The organism is Mesorhizobium sp. M0048 (genome assembly GCF_040323405.1).
Taxonomy (GTDB): Bacteria; Pseudomonadota; Alphaproteobacteria; order Rhizobiales; family Rhizobiaceae; genus Mesorhizobium.
This window is the reverse complement of the sequence record NZ_JAMYUV010000046.1, coordinates 25,987-44,195: the sequence shown is the minus strand read 5'-3', so window position 1 is coordinate 44,195 and position 18,209 is coordinate 25,987. Positions and strand designations below refer to the sequence as shown.

Here is an 18,209-nt window from a genome sequence, read left to right as displayed (position 1 = left end):
TCGGCCTGTTGCTGCTCGGCGGCGGGCTGCTTCTTGGTCTTCTGCTTCTCAGGCTTGGCCGCCTGTTCCGGCTCGCCCTGCTGCTGCTCGGCGGCGGGCTGCTTCTTGGTCTTCGGCTTCTCAGGCTTGGCCGTCTGTTCCGGCTCGGCCTGTTGCTGCTCGGCGGCGGGCTGCTTCTTGGTCTTCTGCTTCTCAGGCTTGGCCGCCTGTTCCGGCTCGCCCTGCTGCTGCTCGGCGGCGGGCTGCTCGCCGACCTTCGGCTTCTCAGGCTTGGCGGTTTCTTCGGGCTTGGCCTGCTCGGTCGATGCAGCACCTTCGGTCGGCTTCGATTTCCGGCCAGCCTGAACCTGCTTCACCTCCTCGATGTCTTTGAGCTTAGCTGGTTTGGCCTTAGGGTCGGCTTTCACCTCGCCCTCAAAGACAGCGACCGTATCGTTTTCCAGTTTGCCGGACTGCTCGGGCGCGTCGGTCTTGCTGACCTTGACGGCAGTCACCTTCTGGTTCGTCTCCTTTTCGATCACATCGACATCAATGACTTTGTTGATCACCACGTTGTTCCGGATCGTCACGTCGCCGGCCGGCTCGGCCGCCTCGACGATGCGCACAAACTCCGGCTCATCACGTATAACGACGGTAGAAATGTCCGCAGCAAGGAATTCGCGGGTGGGGACCACAACCCAGTAATAATCCGGCGTCGTGTCGAAGGTCACCTCGATTGAAATCAAATCCGGATCGCGGCGCGGCGGCAGCGGAGCCCAAATCATGTGCTCCCTGTCACGACGCCAACTCACCCATGCCGGCGCCCAACGAGTGCCCGGAACCCAGTACCAGCCGATATCGTCGGCATAGCCCCACCGGCCGTAATGGTACGTCGCCCAGCCGAATGGCTCGTCCGATACCCACAGCCAGCCATACTGCTCGGTATAGGCCCAGTGTCCAACGGTATACGGACGCCAATCGTCAGGCACATCAACCGGCACGAAAACGGTCGCTCCGTGATACGAGACCCAATCACCATAGGAAGACAGCTCTTCGTAGAATGTGCTGATCGAAACGGTGGTGGCAGCCCTTGCCTCGGACACAAGCGACAACGGCGCAATTGGGTTGGGAATCTCGACAACTGTGAGCAGGCAGGCGGCGCCGAGCATCAGTCGCACCGCATGTTGGGCAAGGACGCGTTTCATCGTAATCTTCCTCCGAAACAGATCGCCCTTCATCCTACAAACCCGCCGGCTGCCGGATTGTTCCATTTCGCCGATGTTACCCGCATCCGCTCACGCAACGGCTTGGCATCGCACGATGATAATAGACATCAGAGTTGCGTCATGGAGGCGGTGAACCGTCACCAATGCGCGCCGAAGACGCGGCGATAGGTCGTTGGTCAGCGGGCCCGACGGTAAGGGAGCCGCCGCGACAGGCTCTGCGCCAGGCTGTTGGGGCGAAAGCCAAGCCGCTGCGCCGTCTCGCGAATGCGGGTCCGCGTCTCGGCCGTCATCCGCCCCTGCCCGTTCAGCGCTTTTGAGGCCGTGGCAACGCTGACGCCGGCGAGTGCCGCCACCTCGCGGAGAGTGACGGGGGTCTTGGTGGGCGCTGGCTGGGCGTCGGACGCCCTGATTTGGATATCGATCCTCCCAGGTGAGAAAAGCTTTTCTCTTATAGCCCTGCAAAACGCTGGATGGTGAGGTCAGCGGATGCGACGCGATTTGGGAAAAGGTTTTCTCAGAGGAAGATTAGGGGAAGGTGGAGGGGTTTGGCAAGGGGTAATGGCCTAGTTATGGGCGTCCGAGATTTCTTGCCAGGTGCCGTCGTGTACGACCGCGTTGCGCACGAAGCGGACATTAGGTCGCTCGGTCTTCCCTACCATCTAGGTGCCAGCGCCCTAGCAGCTTCACGAGAATCATAGTGCGGTGCGCGTTGTTTCGGTGTGCGCTTTCCCACAAGTAAACATTACTAGTCGAGGATTGCACTGAAACATTTTTGGGAATTAGATTCGAGATTGCGATTCTGTTTTATTGATTGACCCGCCTCCCCTTCGGCGCTGGCGTCAACTAGCAAGCTCGTCAACCGAAGGTATGGAGACCTATGGCAAACATTGCCGTCGATAAGGTACGTGCCTCACGCGACGGGCACCAATACCACGAAGCATGGTTGGCGAGGCGCGCGCTTGGCTTGCTGCTTCCGCACGACCAACTTTGCGGAATCGCCGTGGAGGGATTGGCAGTTGAAGATCAAAAAGGCGCCAGCCAGGACACTATCGAGATTGCGGATGCCACGTTCTATTTTGGTGCCGTTCCCAACTTTCAGGATGCTACGCGCATAGAAATAGCGCAGTTCAAGTATTCTATTGCCAGAGAAACCACGAAATTTCTGGCCTCCGATGTAGCTAAGACGCTTGGGAATTTGCTAAGTCGGAGGCCGGCTTTCTGTCGAAACCCGACCAAGCAAATGTGGCGGGCAAGATTGCTTATGCGATCTATACTAATCGACCCGTGGGTTCCGATCTGGCCGATGCAATATCTGCGTTGGCCGAAGGAACCGTGCCCTCCAAGAAAAACGTTCGCGCCCAATACAATCAAATCTTAGCTGTCATTCCCTTGGATGGCGACCATCGCAAGGCGTTTGCGGCAAAGGTGTCACTCATTGGCGGAGGAGGCGACCTAAACGCCGTCGAAAAGGGCAATGCCCGAATCGTCGCCGATTGGTCTGCTTCCAACGATGTGTTGGCACGTGCCAGATTGGGAGAGCTTCAGCAGCTTGTGCGCAACAAGGCAGGTCACTCAGGTCACAACAACAACGTCATCATCAATATTGACGTATTGGCAGCGCTAAGAATCGCACACGAAAGCGATCTGCTTCCAACGCCACAGGCGTTTGCCGAGCCTGGCCCGATCGTTGAACGTGAACAGCTGCAATGCTTCATCGACGGCATGGCGAGCTCCGGCTTATGGTTTGTCCACGCCACCGGCGGCGTCGGAAAGACCGTGTTTGTGCAGAGTGCGGCAGCCCGGCTCGGCACGGTTGATGAAGTCGTGGTCTTTGATTGTTTCGGAGGCGGCGCCTATCGCTCGCCCCTAGATGTTCGACATCGCCCCGAACGGGGATTGATGCATATCGTCAACGAACTTGCCTGTCGCGGCCTATGCGATCCGATTCTACCGGGCGCCTCCGATCCGACCGAAGTAGTACGACGAAGCATCGAACGGTTTGGACAGGCGATTGAGGTTGTACGCCGCGCTCGACCGAAGGCGCGTTTGGTTATTATCATCGACGCTGCCGACAATGCCGGAATGGAAGCGAGGGATAGAGGACAAGCTTCGTTCCCTCAGATGTTGCTGGAAGGTCTTTCGCACCTGTCTTCGCCCGTCGACGGCCTGGTTTGCGTTGCCACGGGTCGGCCCGAACGGCGCGCAATGGCAATCGGCCGAAGTCAGTGCAGTGACTTCGCACTTAATGCGTTCTCTTCTGCCGAGAGCCGTTCCTTCATCGAAAAGCGTCGCCCGGAAGCCACCCTAGCCCAGGTCGAGGCTATCCACCGTCGGTCAAATGGCAATCCACGAGTAATGGCCAATTTGATCGAACCCGATCGGTCACTCGCCGAGGTCGACACCATTACCACCGATATCGACCTGAACGATCTCATCCGCCAGCGGATTGAAAAAGCGATATCCCTGGCTGACGACAAGGGCAGTACTCGCCAAGAGATTGCGGCTTTCCTCTGCGCCTTGTCCGTACTGCCCCCACCAGTTCCTACCGATGAGATCGCAACGGCATTTGGAATCACTGTGTCCGAGGTGGAGAGCTTTGCTGCGGATCTCTCGCCACTACTGGAGCGCACAAGGCACGGCCTTATCTTTCGCGATGAGCCGACCGAAACGCTGGTCCGTCAGACCTATGGGCAGCAGCTCTCCCTTCTCGACGGAGTTGTGGCTCGTTTAAGAGACGCGCAGGTCTCTTCGGTTTACGCCGCTCGGTCGCTTCCCGGCTTGCTCTTCGCTATGGGCAAAACCGACCTGTTGCGGAGCCTTGCCTTCGACACACGGTTTCCTCCCGAACTCGATAGCGATCTTGCGAAGCGGGCAATTCGGCTCAACAGATTGCGGACGGCGGTAGGGGCAGCGGCAAAGGACCGAGACTTTAGCGCCACCGTTGACCTCCTGGTGGAGCTCGCTTCGCTGGTCATCGTTGATGAACGCGGCGAGGACTATCTGCTTGAAGAGCCCGACCTTGTAGTCGGTCTGGGTGACCCCGAAGCGCTTCGGCGTCTGTTCGAGGCACGAACAGGCTGGCCGGGCACGCGCCATGCTCGATTGGCGGTAGCCTATTTGGCCGATGGCGATGCCGCCGAAGCTTATGGTCATGCCGTGAGGGCGGATAATTGGCACCGGTGGCATAGCAACCAGGACAAGGAGTCAAATGGAGGAGGTGGACCAGATCACGACGACTACGCGTCGATCGCGTTCTATCTCTTAGCAAGGAGTCGACCGGCCAACGCCGCTCGATACATTGGTCATTGGAAGCCCTTCTATGGGTTTCTGATAGCGAGCCGCCTATTCGAACATTGCGTGGCCACAGAAGTACTCGGCAACCTCCCGAAGCTTATAGAAACCGTGAACAAAGTGGTCTCGTTGGCAAAAGCGCCACCCGCTTTGATTGCAGCGGCATTCACAGCCTTCCCTGGCTTCGTATCTCCCTCTCGCGCAAAAACTCTACTGAAGAAGCTCGCCGCAAGGCTGAAGCCCAGCGAGCACTTTCCCGAGGAATATGCCGGCAATGCGCACCGAGATACCTACCGAAAAGCTATGCTACGCTGTGCCGTCCGCATGGCAAGCCTTGGCATGGTGGAGGAAGCAGATCGTACCATTCAGGTCGTCGCACCACAACGATATGGCATGTGGTTGCTACGCGAGGCGTGGCACATCGATCTACTCATCCCTTTTGCATTGAGTGTCGCCGCACGCTGCGCGAACGAATCTCGGACAGCCGAATTCTTCGATTGCCTGCCCAAAGAACTTTGGATGTTGGTCGAGGACGCACCACGGCCTACGACCGATGAGGCCCAGCAAAAGCTCCTCAGCGAACGCTTGAAGGAGCTGGAGAAGTCAAAAGCAGAGGCATCGGTAGAAATCGAGGAACGGCGCAAGAAAAGCACCCTGTCGTCATCTGACAGGTATCATGCATCCGAAAAAATTTCCGATGGTGTCATTCCCCTCCTCGCCTTGGTGAGGCTGCTCACGTCCATAATTGCGGCGCCTAAGAAAACCGAAGCTCATAGTACAACACTGGCCTTTCTCGATGCGTGGGAGGCGGCTCAAACCAATGCAAGTAGGCGAGGTGCCTATGTGCAGAGAGAACAGCTTCGATTCACAGACGCTCTCTTCAAAGGGTGTGCAATCGAGATGTTTGCGGCACTCGAGTTGGCCATTCCCGATTCGGCCAGACGGTTGTCCTCATGCCTGGAGCGTTGCGAGGTACTAGCACCGGAAAGCGTCATTCGCGTTGTAAAGCGGTTCGCAGCAACACGCAGCTGTCACAACGAAGCCGGAAAGTTGGCGGTGCTGGCAATTCGGCTTGTCGAACGTGAGGACGACGTACAGCGTCGCAGCCAACTGTTCGCCAGCTTGTCGCGTGCGTTGCTGCAAGCAAATCTCGCCGAGTCTGCGCTAATCTTCAAGCGGGGGCTGAGGGAACTCGATGCCATAGGCTCGGGCGACTATGAGTTTGCCAATGAACTTCTGAACTTTACGGCCACCTTGCGCGATGGTCGGTTGAAGCCGGAGCTGGCGCTTCGCCTGGCTAAGATATGCGAGATCAACGTGTATGACTCGCACAAATGGCACTGGCCTCTCACCGCGCGGGCACTTACGCGCGCGTCAGGCGCCACTTACCTGGCGCAGATTGCCCGGTGGCATGACCGCGACAAAGTCGATCTAAGCCTAACCTTGCCATCTGCGCTGACATACCTTGTGAAGAACAGCGCTCTAAGCCCGGCGATTGGTGTATCGCTACTCTGGTTGGTTGATCCCGAGGTCTTGATGAATTGGGGATGGCATGACCTGGTGAAGGCCATGATCGGGCGGGATGCTACTGAGCCAATGCTGCAAGAAGTCCTCGATCAATACGAGCATTCCTTTCCGGGCAGATCGTCCAGCCATTACCTCAATGAGCTCGGTCAGGCATTTGGCTCCAATCCAAAACTCGCTGCGAAATTCGCTGAGCGCATCAGGCTGTTAACGCAGCGAGGCGTAGCGCCGCGAAAGGTCGAGACGGAAAATCGTTCGTCAGCATCTGGGCTTAGTGATCGCAATATCACCCGTAAAGATGCTGAGCGGCAGACCGCGTTAAAAGAGGCATTGGCAGATGTAAACCCAACCGATCCTGCGTCATTTGAGAGCTTTGTCGAAAAGCTAGACGCATTATCCGGCTGGCCCTACAAAAAATCTGACGCCTACAAGGCACTACGCGATCGGGTTCTCTACGGAGACCGTGCAAAGCACATCGACGTCATTGTCGCTGCGCGAAACCTGGGATTGTTCCAAAAGAACGATCTTTTACAAGCAATCAAGGACGAATGGACGCAAGACTCCCCGAGCCAACTAGTGGCACTTTCTGGAATTGGCCTGCGGCTGGTGCGGGAACACACCGAAGAATTGCTAAACAGGAAATGGGGCTTTGGTTCTGACCTCTTCAAATTGTCAGAGTTGACGAGCGTCCCGATTGATGAACTCGCCATTGCGCTGGTCGAGGCAGCGACGACCCGTGAACTAAATGCTGCGGCAATGACGTGGCTGAGCATTGCAACCATTCTTTCAAAGCGGGCCGATGCTGCCGTTCCCCGGATTGCGCTTGAGCGTCTACTTGATAGCGGCGCCGCAAGGCTGGCCGATCCGATTGGTGATGGGCCGTGGCGAGATGAGCTGGACGCTGGAACGGACGCCGACAGCATCGCCGCTGGCCTGCTGTGGTTTCGTCTCGGCTCGCCGATCGCAAGAGAGCGATGGCGTGCAGCGCATGCTCTGCGTTCGATTGCGCGTTATCAACGGTGGGGCATCATTGAACGCATGTTTATCTTGTTCGACGCGCCAGATGCGGGGGCATTTCAGGATCGCTCACTTCCCTTCTTTAGCTATCACGCCCAGTTATGGTTTCTACTAGCCGTTGCCCGTGTCGCTTTAGATTCTCCCGATGTGATCATTCGCTTTCGTCCGAGGCTGGAAGCGATCGCTTTTGACGACATGTTTCCACATGCGGGCCTACGCGAGGCCGCGTGCAAGGCGTTGCGACACTGCTTTGCAGGAAAACGCGATATGGACGCCAAGAAACTAATTTCCAGGATCGCCAAGATAAACGTATCCAAGTTTCCAGTTGCCAAAACTCGCAACAAGGGGGCGGATGATTTTCCTTGGAAACGGCCCAAGGATATTCCTGAGCCGGAACCGCGCTTTTATTTCGACTACGATTTTGAGAAGCAAAATATTGACAATCTTGCCAGAGTCTTCGGCCTTCCGAAATGGAAGATAAACGACCTCTGCCACGAGTTGGTACGCAAGTGGGGGCCCGGCGTGACCTCAATGAATGATTTCTCCGGCAGGGAACGTCCGTCTAGCCAGCGCGGATATTATCGGCCTACCGATGACGCCCATCAATCGCACGGCACCTATCTTGCGTGGCACGCACTGGCTGTGGTCGGAGGGCAGCTGCTTTTAGAGCGGCCGATTACTGACGAAAGCTACTATGACGATCCCTGGCAAAACTGGTTATCGGAGTATCGCGTCACGCGCGAGGATGGATATTGGATCTCCGACGGAACTAGTAGGTATCCGTTGGTGGCGCTCAACGATCTTAGAACCGGCACCGGGCCAGAGGCCGAACGCGATCTACCAATAGATGACAAGCGATTTTTGGCGACCCTTGCAGGCCTCGGCGAGCCATTGTCAAAAAATACAATCGTGCAGGCATCATGGTCGTCACCAGACAGTGTGACTTGCAGTGTCATGTCCGCCCTCGTTGCTCCAGCGAATGCTGAGTTGGCGGCTCTTGCCGTGGCAACGTCACCATCGTTCCATATGTGGCTGCCGTTCTATGAAACGTACGATGAAGAAGAACCAGGCTTCCGCCGCGACGGCATGCAGCCCTGCGATCCGTGGATCACACACGCGCAGAAGTCGGAGAATCTGGACAGATACGATCCGTTTGGGGCGCCAACGGCGCTATCAACTTACCGCCCTTCGGCATCCGTCATTACCAACTTCCAGCTCTCGGTGACGAAGCCTTGGTCTCATGCATGGATCGATAAAAGTCGTTCGGTCGCGTTCCGGTACGAAGGGTGGGGCGGCTGGCAAGGTGAGGGTGAAAGTGAGAACCGGCAGGATGGACATGCACTCTATTGTGATCGTTCGTTCCTTGCGCGGATGCTAAAAGAGCTCGATCGAAATCTGATCCTATTGGTCAAGCTCCAACGCTACCACGAGCGGAAGCGGTATGGCGATGAAGCCAGCGAAGAGGGCAAGTTCACATACTCATTCATGATTGCGGTCCTGGATAAGCAGCTCAATGTAAAGGTTATCGAACCGACGTCAGCGCAAATCGATGCCGTGGCAAAACTCGGTCAGTACGACGCCCACGACTTTGCCATACGGCTTCGAACCATTGCGGCATTGGGGTCGGTCAAGCAGTCGAAACGCTGGCAGAAGCCACGCCAGGAGGCCAAAGAATAGCTCATTCAGTTAGGCCGACCGACACCGCACGTTGCGCTCTTTTTCGGAGTCTGTCGCACCAGGCCGTGCCGTCCGTCCTCTGCCAGAAAGGAGCCCGCCCTGCCAAAACTCATCGTCACCGAATTCATCAGCGTCGACGGCATTGCCGAGGTCGAGACGCTGCCGGGCGTGACCTGGAACGATGAGATGCAAAAAAAATTCAAGGAGGACGAGCTTGCCGACAGCGGCGCCATGCTTTTGGGGCGCTATGAGATCTTTGTCGGCTCGTGGCCCCCACGGAACCGGAGACTTTGCCGACCGGTTCAACGCGCCGCCGAAATATGTCGCCTCGACGAGCTCGGCGCCGCGCCTCCCGCCATTGATACGATCGAGTTGGCAGCCACCAGGCGGAAGGTTCTGATCCGCCCTTTCCTGCTGCTGCGGTAGGAAGACTTGATTCAGCCACAAGCCCAAATTGCTGGATTTGGCGGCCCAGGAAGCGTAGGCTTGGTTTTTGGTTCAGCGATGGAACAGAGACTAGCCGCAATTCTGGCTGCCGATATGGCGGGCTACAGCCGGCTAATGGAAGCCGACGAATCCGGCACGCTCGCACGCCTTCGGACCCATCGCATAGAACTGGTCGATCCCGCTATCGCTAAGAACAAGGGCCGGATCATCAAGACCACCGGAGACGGCATGCTCGTTGAGTTCCAGAGCGTGACCGATGCCGTGAAATGCGCCGTGGAAATCCAACAGCGCATGAAACGGCGCAATTCGGATGTGCCCCAAGAACGGCGTATCGAATTCAGGATCGGCATAAATCTCGGCGACATCATTTTCGACGATGAGGACATTTTCGGCGACGGCGTCAATATTGCCTCGCGCATCGAGCAACTCGCCGACGTCGGCGGTATCTGCGTGACCGCAGCGGTGGCGACCCAAATTGCCGACCGTCTCGAAATTGCCATGGAGGACCTGGGCGAGAAGACGTTGAAGAACATCAGCCGCCCGGTTCGCCTCTATCGCATCGGGCTTGACAGTCCTGTCCTGCCGGAAGTCGAGGCAAAGCGATCCATCTCGAAACCTTCAATAGTGGTGCTGCCATTCACCAACATGAGCGGCGACCCCGAGCAGGAATTTTTCGCGGACGGACTGACCGAGGACATCATCACCGAACTGTCCCGCCACCATGAGTTGTTCGTCATCTCGCGCAATTCCAGCTTCGTCTACAAGAACCGCGCCGTGAATGTGCGCGAGGTGGCCGAGAAACTCGAGGTCCAATATCTGGTGGAGGGAAGCGTCCGCAAGATCGGCGAGAGGGTGCGCGTGACGGTTCAGCTCATCGACACGGCGAATGACGCTCATATCTGGGCAGACAAGTATGACCGGAAGCTGGTCGACATATTCGCGATTCAGGATGAGGTGACGGCGGCGATCGCAGCCACGCTGCCCGGTCGTGTCGAGGCGGCTCAGCGGGACCAGCTCGCGCGGGCGAAACCTGCAAACATGGCCGCGTATGAATGTGTGCTCGCTGCCAAGGTGCTGCATCACCGAAGCACGATTGCGGATAATGAACGCGCGCGAACCTTGATAGAAAGGGCCGTCGCGCTCGACCCCGATTATGCCCATGCCCATGCCTGGCGGGCCTGCATTCTTGGCCAGGCCTGGGTCCATAACTGGTGCGAAGACAGGGATGCCGTCTGGAACAACATTATGGCAGCGCTCGACAGGGCGCTGGCGCTAGACAACAACGATGCCGATGTCCACCGCATTCTCGCGGCAGTGAACGTGAACAACAATGAGCTGACCACTGCGCGCTACCATCAAGAGCGGGCGCTGGCCCTCAATCCCAATTACGACCTCGTGGTGGTGCAGCAAGGCGAGTTATTGACGTGGCTGGGGAGGCCGGAAGAGGGAATTGAATGGATCCGCAAGGCAATGCAGTTGAACCCGCACCACCCGGAGAGGTTCTGGAGCCATCTGGGAAAGGCGCATTTCGCCGCGCGCCAGTATGGCGAGGCGATCGAAGCTTTCATGCATCTGTCAACCATGGACGCGGCTCAGCACGCTTTCGCCGCTGCCTGCTACGGCTGGCTCGGCGACGAAATCGCTGCCGCGGCGCATCTGGGCAAGATCAGAACGCTCGATCCCCAATTCGACCTCGATTCATTCATCGCCACCCTGCACTATGCCCAGGAGTCCGATGTGCAGCACATCCGCGAAGGACTGCTGAAAGCCGGTATTGCCAAGCTGTAGGCAGCCCGTAACTACGAACCAGATCCAATCGGGGACAGGCAACAAAGACCGGCCCCACCCGACGCGGACCTTGTGGCATGACCGAACGGCGGGCGGGTCGGAGAAGCTTTTCCCACGGTATCGGTCTTTGGAAGCAGACAGGAAAGCCCTCCCCCTGAAAAGGCGCCGCGCTAGTTGACTCTGCAATCGCACAAGACCCGCGCTCGGCAGAAAGGAACCCGCCATGCGAAAACTCATCGTCACCGAATTCATCAGCGTCGACGGCATCGCCGAGGTCGAGAAGCTGCCGAGCGTCGCCTGGAACGATGAGATGCAGAAATTCAAGGAGGACGAGCTTGCCGACAGCGGCGCCATGCTGTTGGGGCGCACGACCTATGAGATTTTTGCCGGCTCGTGGCCCAAGGAGACAGGAGACTTCGCCGACCGGTTCAACGCGCTGCCGAAATATATCGCCTCGACCAGCTTGCAGGCGCTCGACTGGCAGCCGGCCGAGCTGCTGCAGGGCGCGTTGCCGGAAGCGGTCAGAGGGCTGAAGCAAGGCAGCGGCGGCAACATCTATGTTCATGGCAGCCTCAGCGTTGCGCAGGAATTGCTGCGCAACGGCCTGGTCGACCGCATCAGGCTGCTCAGCTACCCCGGTGCCGTCGGCCAGGGCAAGCTGCTGTTCCCGCCCGGCGCGCAATTGCCGCTCGAGCTGATCTCGGCCACGCAATTCAGCAACGGCGTGGTGGCGCTGGAGTATGCGGCTGGGACGGCGTGATGCGCTTCGGTGCAGTTGCGCTTTCATCGATAAGTCGGGCAGCGCCCCCCTCTGCCCTGCCGGGCATCTCCCCCTCAAGTGGGGAGATTGGATGTCACGCCGGTTTTCGCCAACATTCAACGTTGCAGAACAGGCGGTGTGAGGGAAGCTGCCAATCTCCCCCCTTGAGGGGGAGATGTCCGGTAGGACAGAGGGGGGCGCGAAGGAACGTAGGCATCTGAGATTCAAGCTGCCGGCACGCGCCCTACACCTTCCGCTGCCTGCCCTCGACCGCAGCGTCTTCCCTCGCCTTCAGCGCCTGCTCCACCTCGCGCTTCAGCTCGTCCTTGATCGCAACCGTCTCGGCCATCAGCGCCTCGATCTTCATGAAATCGAGCACCCGGTATTTCGACACCGCCGGCCGGACCAATATGTCGGGCCGGCTCTGGTTCAGCTTGCTGGCGATGATCGACTGCATCATCAGCTGCGTGGCGCCGAACATCAGGTCGACGGAGGTCGGGAATTTGCGGCCCGCCTCGGTCGGCGCGCCGACCACGTCGACGGCAATGATGATGTCGGCGTCGAGCTCGATCAGGTCGAATGGCACGGGATTGTAGATGCCGCCGTCGATCAGCATCCTGCCGTCGCGCATCACCGGGCGGAACACCGCCGGAATCGCCGCCGAGGCGGCCAGCGCCGAAGGCAGTTCGCCTTCGGCCAACACCGCGAGCTTGTGGCCATAAAAATCCGTTGCCGTCACCTTCAGCGGTATTTTGAGTTCGGCGAAGGTCTCGGGAATGGCATCGGGCAGGAACGCCTTGAGGATGCGCTCGACATTGAACTGGCTGACCCGCAGGCCGCCCTGCATTGCCTCGGCAAAAGTGCCGGGCCGCGCCCGCCACATGCGCGTCGCCACCTCGGCGCGCCGGCCGAGGATCGAGCGCGCATAGTCGTGGATGTCCTTGCCGGTCATACCAGAGGCCATGCCGGCGCCCATGATGGCGCCGATCGACGAGCCGGCGATTGCCGCCGGCCTGATGCCCAGCTCGTCAAGCGCCTCGATAACATGGATATGCGCCAGCCCGCGCGCGCCGCCGCCGCCAAAGGCGATGCCGAAGCTAGGGCTCATCCCTTGTTGGCCGCGCCTAGCTTCGGCCCGACCACCATGACGGCCGGCTCGGCGGAGAGCAGCTTTTTCGCCACCGCTTTCACCTGGTCCTGCGTCACCGCGTTGATCAGGGCGGCGCGGCGCTGCATGTAGTCGATGCCGAGCTTGCCGAGCTGGATCTCGACCAGCGTTGAGGCGATCGCGCCCGAGGAATTCAGATTGTTGATGGCATAGGCACCGATCATGTATTTCTTGGTCGCCGCCAGCTCGGCTTCGGTCGGCCCCTCCTCGGCCATGCGCTTGACCACGTCGCGCACCACGGCCAGCGTCTCGGCCGCCCTGTCGGCGCGGGTCGAGGTGGTGATGGACAGCGCCTCGGAATGCTGGTGGTCGACGAGGTCGGAGCTGACGCTGTAGGCCAGGCCGCGCTTTTCGCGCACCTCGTCGAACAGCCGCGAGGTGAAGGTGCCGCCGCCGAGGATCTCGTTCATCAGCACCGCGGCGAAAAAATCCGGCGCATTCCGCTTCACGCCGGGATAGGCGAGCTGCAGCGAGGCCTGCGGCTGGTCGTACACGACCTCGAGCTGCTGACCAAGCTTCAGGTCGATGTCGGGAACGGGCGTCAGCGCCTGCTTTTCCGGCAAGCTGCCGAACACCAGGTCGAGCTTCTGCTTCAGCGTCTCGGCATCGATGGCGCCGACCACCGCGACATGCAGGCCGTCGCGGGCGAAATTTGCCTTGTGGAAGGCGCTGAGATCGGCCGGCGTGATCGTCGCGATGCTCTGCCTGGTGCCCTGGTCGGGTCGCGCATAGGGATGCCTGCCATAGATCGCGTCCAGCCATTTGCGTTGGGCGAGCGTATCGGGATCGCGCTCGCTGGCGATGATGCCGGACAGGATTTGCGCGCGGATGCGGTCGATCGGCACCTGGTCGAAGCGCGGCTGGTTGACCGCCACGCGCAGCAGGTCGAAGGCGCCGTCGCGCTGGTCGGCCAGCATGCGCATCGAACCGTAAATGCCATCGCGCTGCGCATCGAAGCTCATCTCGGCGCCGACCTCGTCAAGCTTGATCTGGAAGGCCTCGCTGTCGAGGTTGCCGGCACCTTCGTCGAACAGGCCGCTCATCAGATTGGCAAGCCCTTCCTTACCGGGCGGATCCTGCGTCGCGCCGCCATCGAAAACGAAGCGGATGGCGACGATCGGCACCGAATAGTCCTCCACCAGCCAGGCGGTAATGCCCTTCGGCGAGGTCACCTCCTGGATGTCCATGGCGGCGCGAGCGGAAAGCGCCGGCAGGACGAGGAAGACGAGGGAAAGGAACAGGGTCGCTAGAATCTGGCCGGCGTGCTGGCGCTTCCCTTCTCCCCCTGGGGGAGAAGGGGAGGAGCCCACGAGGGGAGAAGGCAGAGCGGGACCATGCTGGCTCATCATCACATCAATTCCCAGCTTGGGTTTGCGGCAGAAGATAGCCGGTCGTTGCGTGGTCGAGATTGAGATAGCGGGCAGCGACCGCCTTGACCTGGTCGGCGGTGACCTTGCGGATGCGGTCCGGCCATTGCTGAACGTCCTGGACGTTGCCGCCGGTGGCGAGCGTCGAGCCATAGATGTTGGCCATGTCCTCCTGCTTGTCGCGGGCGAAGATCATCGAGCGTACGAAACGGTCCTTGGATTTTTCCAGCTCGTCGCTGGTGACGCCGTCTTTGGCGATGCGGGCGATCTCGGCGTCGACCGCGGCCTCGACGTCGGCAAGCTTGGCATCGCCGCGCGGCGCGCCGTAGACGGTGAAATTGGTGTCGTCGAGCATGGTGCCCTGGAAGAAGGCGCCGGCCGTCGCGGCGATGCCTTGCCTGACGACAAGCTCCTGGTAGAGCCGGCTGCGGTTGCCGCCGCCGAGGATTTCGGACAGCACGTCGAGCGCTTCGGCTTCGCCGGGCTTTGCCGTGTGATAGGACGGGACCACCCATTGCGTGGTAAAGCTCGGCACGCTGACGCGCCCGTCGGTCAGCGTCACCGTACGCCTGGTGTTCTGTTCCGGCTCGACCGGGCGGATGCGCGGCGGCAGATCCGGGCCGCGCGCGACCTTGCCATAGGTCTTTTCGGCCAGCGCCTTGACCGTTTCCGGCTCGACATCGCCGGCCACCACCAGCACGGCGTTATTGGGTGTATAATATTTGTTGTAGAAGGCCATCGCGTCGGTGCGGTTCAGCTTCTCCATCTCCTGCATCCAGCCGATGACCGGGATGCGGTAGGGCTGGTTCTGCCACAGCGTGGCATCGACTTCCTCGTCGAGCACCGCCTGCGGATTGGAGTCGATGCGCGAGCGGCGCTCCTCGAGGATGACGTCGCGCTCCGTCTTGATGACATCGTCGTTGAGGATGAGATTGCGCATGCGGTCAGCCTCGAAGCCCATCATCTCACCGAGCGCCTGCGGCACCACCGTCTCGTGAAAGGCGGTGTAGTCGTAGGAGGTGAAGGCGTTGTCCGAGCCGCCGATGGCGGCGACGGCGCGGTCGAGTTCGCCGGCCGCATGGTTGCTGGTCGCCTTGAACATCAGATGCTCGAAGAAATGGGCGATGCCGGACTTGCCCGGCGGCTCGTCGGCGCTGCCGATCTTGTACCAGACCATATGGGTGACGATCGGGGCGCGGTGATCGGGGATGACCACGACCTCCATGCCGTTGTCGAGCAGGAAATCGGTCACGACGCCGTCGTCGGGATTGTTGCCCGCCAGAGCCGGCGCGGCCATCACCAGAGCCAGCCCCAAGAGCGTTGCGCGTAGCCATTCAGCCTGAAATGTCATAGATGGCTCCGGTTTGGTGGTGGGACGATAGGCGGGGTTGCAGGTCGAGGCAAAGCGAATTGTGCGTCATTTTGAAGGCGCCATCGCGGACACCGAACTCAGGCGGCCTCGATGAACCGGATGACCGTCTCGCCATAGTTGCGCTCGTCGACAACCGAGAAGCCCGGCCCTGCCTCTAACAGCGCCGCCGTCGCTTCCTCGACGACGCAGAGCGCGCCGGGGGCGAGCCAGCCGCCGGCCTTGGCCGAGCGCAAGGCCCGTTCGCCAAGGCCTTTGCCATAGGGCGGATCGGCGAAGACCAGGCCGAATGCGGCGATGGTGCCCGCCTCGCCCAGGGCCGTCGCGTCGCGGCGGAATATCTTGGTGCGGCCGGTGAGGCCGAAGGCCTCGACATTGGTGCGGATCAGGCCGCGCCCCTCGGCGGATTCTTCGATGAAGACAGCGTAGGAGGCGCCGCGCGACAGCGCTTCGAGGCCGAGCGCACCGGTGCCGGCGAACAGGTCGAGGACGCGCGCGCCGTCCAGTCTTTCGGGAAAGCGATGCGCCAGCACGTTGAAGACCGCCTCACGCGTGCGGTCGGTCGTCGGGCGGATGGCAAAGGTGCGGGGCGTCGCCAGCGGACGCCCGCGAAACTCACCGCCGACGATCCGCATTGCTTCCCTTCGGGCCGCCGCGCGGCCGGTCGCCACCGCCATCCTGACGCTCGCCGCGTGGCTTGCCGAACGGCTTTGCACCGCCGCCTTGCGGCTTGCCGCCGGGCTTGCCGTAAGACGGCTTGAACGAGGCCTTGCGCGCCTTGTTTTCTGCCGTCTTGGCGGCGTCTGCCTCCGCCCTGCCCTTGCCGATCGGCCGTGCGCCCGGCGCCATCCAGACATTGGCCTTGCGCTGGCCCGGCGGCTCGATCGGCCGCTGCTCCCGTTCGGATTTCTTGCCACCGAAGCCGCCACGAGGCTTGTCGCCACGGGGTTTGTCCCCGAAGTCGCTGCGTTCAGGTCTGGGGCCACGCTCGCCAAAGCTCTTTTTCGGCCCAAAGCTCCTGTCGGGGCTTGTCGACAGCTTGCCGAGCGCTTCGTCGCGGCTGCCTTCGCGACGCTTGCGGTTCTTGATCAGGCCGCCCTCGCCGATCGGCCGGCGTTCGCCGTCGCGGTTGAATTTCGGCCGCTCGGGCTCCTCCTCCCGCTCACGCCTGACCGGCTTGTTGGAAAATGGCTTGGCGATATCGGCGTCGAAATTGGCGCCGGACTCTTCGACCAGACGCTCGCCGAGTTGGTCGCGCAGCACACGGCCCTTGATCTCCAGCACATGGCCTTCCGGCAAATCATCGAGCTGGAACGGCCCGTAGGAAATGCGGATCAGCCGCGTCACGTCGAGACCGAGCGAGCCCAGGATGTTCCTGACCTCGCGGTTCTTGCCTTCGCGCAGGCCGAGTGTCAGCCAGGCGTTCGAGCCCTGCTCGCGGTCGAGCGTCGCTTCGATGGCGCCATAAAAGACGCCGTCGACGGCAAGGCCTTCGCGCAGGCCGGCAAGCGCGCTTTCCTCGACCTTGCCGTGGACGCGCACGCGGTAGCGCCTGAGCCAGCCGGTGGCCGGCAGTTCGAGGACGCGCGACAGGCCGCCATCATTGGTGAGCAGCAGGAGGCCTTCGGTGTTGATGTCGAGCCGGCCGATGGTCATCAGCCGCGGCAGCCCGGGGGGCAGCACATCGAAGACGGTCTTGCGGCCTTCGGGATCGCGGTTGGTGGTGACCACGCCGGCCGGTTTGTGGAACAGGAACAGCCTGGTGCGCTCGATCGGCGGGATCTCCATGCCGTCGAGATGGATGACGTCGCCGGGCATCACGTTGAAGGCCGGCGAGGACAACACCTTGCCATTGACCTTGACGCGACCGGCCGCAATCAGTTCCTCGGCGTCGCGGCGCGAGGCCAGGCCGGCACGCGCCAGCCGCTTGGCAATGCGTTCGCCGGCTTCTTCCGTTAGCTCGACGCGACGCGGGCGCGGCTTGAAGCCGCCGTCCGACCCCGCCCGTGCCGTTTGTCCACCTTGCGGCCGATCGCCGCCAAAATCACGCTTGGGACGATCGCCGAAGTCACGCTTGGGACGGTCGAAGCGCCATTCGCCGTGCTCGCCTTCGGCAGTGGCCGGCCGGTCGCCGCGCGGCGCGTAGGGCTTGCGCGGACCTTCGCGCTTCTCATAAGGCTTGCCCTCCGGACGCGGCCCTTTGCTGAACGGCCGGTCGCCGCCCTTGAAGTCGCGCTTCGGCGGTTCGCCTTCGGCCGCCGCTGGCCGGTCGCCGCGCGGTGCGTACGGCTTGCGTGGACCCTCGCGCTGTTCATAAGGCTTGCCTTCCGGACGCGGCCCTTTGCTGAATGGCCGGTCGCCTTTGAAGTCGCGCTTCGGCCGTTCGCCTTCGGCCGCCGCCGGCCGGTCGCCGCGCGGAGTGTAGGGTTTTTTGGCGCCGAAGGACGGCTTGCCGCCCTTGCCGGGAGCGCTATCGCGACCACGCGGCCCTGCCGGCTTCGGGCCGGCCTTGCGCGGGAATTTCTTGTTTTTGTCGTCCATGTGGCCTTTGCTCGTTTGCGCGGGTAGTAACAGGATCGCGCTCTAGTGGCGAGGA

The 18,209-nt window shown here is 60.8% G+C and carries 10 protein-coding genes and 1 pseudogene; 4 read left to right on the top strand and 7 right to left on the bottom strand.

The genetic code is table 11. The annotated features are described in order from the left end of the window. Together NKJ84_RS26615 and NKJ84_RS26610 are read right to left on the bottom strand one after the other, a co-directional pair. Positions 1-1,184 (bottom strand): DUF6600 domain-containing protein (locus NKJ84_RS26615; RefSeq protein WP_352508906.1); only part of this gene is annotated, 1,184 nt, incomplete at its 3' end. Positions 1,185-1,340: 156 nt separating this feature from the next. Next, positions 1,341-1,615, bottom strand: a pseudogene (locus NKJ84_RS26610) (LacI family DNA-binding transcriptional regulator); the annotation flags it as partial. Between the two features lie 832 nt (positions 1,616-2,447). Here NKJ84_RS26610 and NKJ84_RS26605 point away from each other — a divergent pair. From NKJ84_RS26605 to NKJ84_RS26590, 4 genes are all read left to right on the top strand, one after another. Then, positions 2,448-8,714, top strand: a complete 6,267-nt coding sequence (locus NKJ84_RS26605; protein ID WP_352508905.1) for a hypothetical protein — start codon at positions 2,448-2,450, stop codon at positions 8,712-8,714. Positions 8,715-8,717: 3 nt separating this feature from the next. Beyond that, positions 8,718-9,140, top strand: a complete 423-nt coding sequence (locus NKJ84_RS26600) for a dihydrofolate reductase family protein (RefSeq protein WP_352508908.1) — start codon at positions 8,718-8,720, stop codon at positions 9,138-9,140. A gap of 78 nt (positions 9,141-9,218) precedes the next feature. Beyond that, entirely contained in the window at positions 9,219-10,949 is a 1,731-nt protein-coding gene (locus NKJ84_RS26595; protein ID WP_352508904.1) for an adenylate/guanylate cyclase domain-containing protein, read from the top strand. A gap of 223 nt (positions 10,950-11,172) precedes the next feature. Then, positions 11,173-11,709, top strand: a complete 537-nt coding sequence (locus NKJ84_RS26590) for a dihydrofolate reductase family protein (RefSeq protein WP_352508903.1) — start codon at positions 11,173-11,175, stop codon at positions 11,707-11,709. 244 nt (positions 11,710-11,953) lie between these two features. Here the strand turns inward: NKJ84_RS26590 and NKJ84_RS26585 are convergent, their stop codons facing one another. The 5 genes from NKJ84_RS26585 to NKJ84_RS26565 form a co-directional block, all read right to left on the bottom strand. Continuing rightward, on the bottom strand, positions 11,954-12,817 hold the full coding sequence (locus NKJ84_RS26585; protein WP_352508902.1) for a patatin-like phospholipase family protein: 864 nt from the start codon (positions 12,815-12,817) through the stop codon (positions 11,954-11,956). Continuing rightward, positions 12,814-14,226, bottom strand: coding sequence for a M16 family metallopeptidase (locus NKJ84_RS26580; protein ID WP_352508901.1), 1,413 nt, complete (start codon positions 14,224-14,226; stop codon positions 12,814-12,816). The genes NKJ84_RS26585 and NKJ84_RS26580 overlap by 4 nt, the downstream gene beginning before the upstream one ends. 4 nt (positions 14,227-14,230) lie before the next feature. After that, positions 14,231-15,595 (bottom strand): M16 family metallopeptidase, encoded by a 1,365-nt coding sequence (locus NKJ84_RS26575; protein ID WP_352508900.1) that lies wholly within the window; start codon positions 15,593-15,595, stop codon positions 14,231-14,233. A 98-nt stretch (positions 15,596-15,693) separates the two neighbouring features. Then, on the bottom strand, positions 15,694-16,248 hold the full coding sequence (rsmD, locus tag NKJ84_RS26570; protein ID WP_352508899.1) for a 16S rRNA (guanine(966)-N(2))-methyltransferase RsmD: 555 nt from the start codon (positions 16,246-16,248) through the stop codon (positions 15,694-15,696). Beyond that, entirely contained in the window at positions 16,229-18,154 is a 1,926-nt protein-coding gene (locus NKJ84_RS26565; protein WP_352508898.1) for a pseudouridine synthase, read from the bottom strand. Before NKJ84_RS26565 ends, rsmD begins: the two co-directional genes overlap by 20 nt. Positions 18,155-18,209 lie beyond the last annotated feature (55 nt).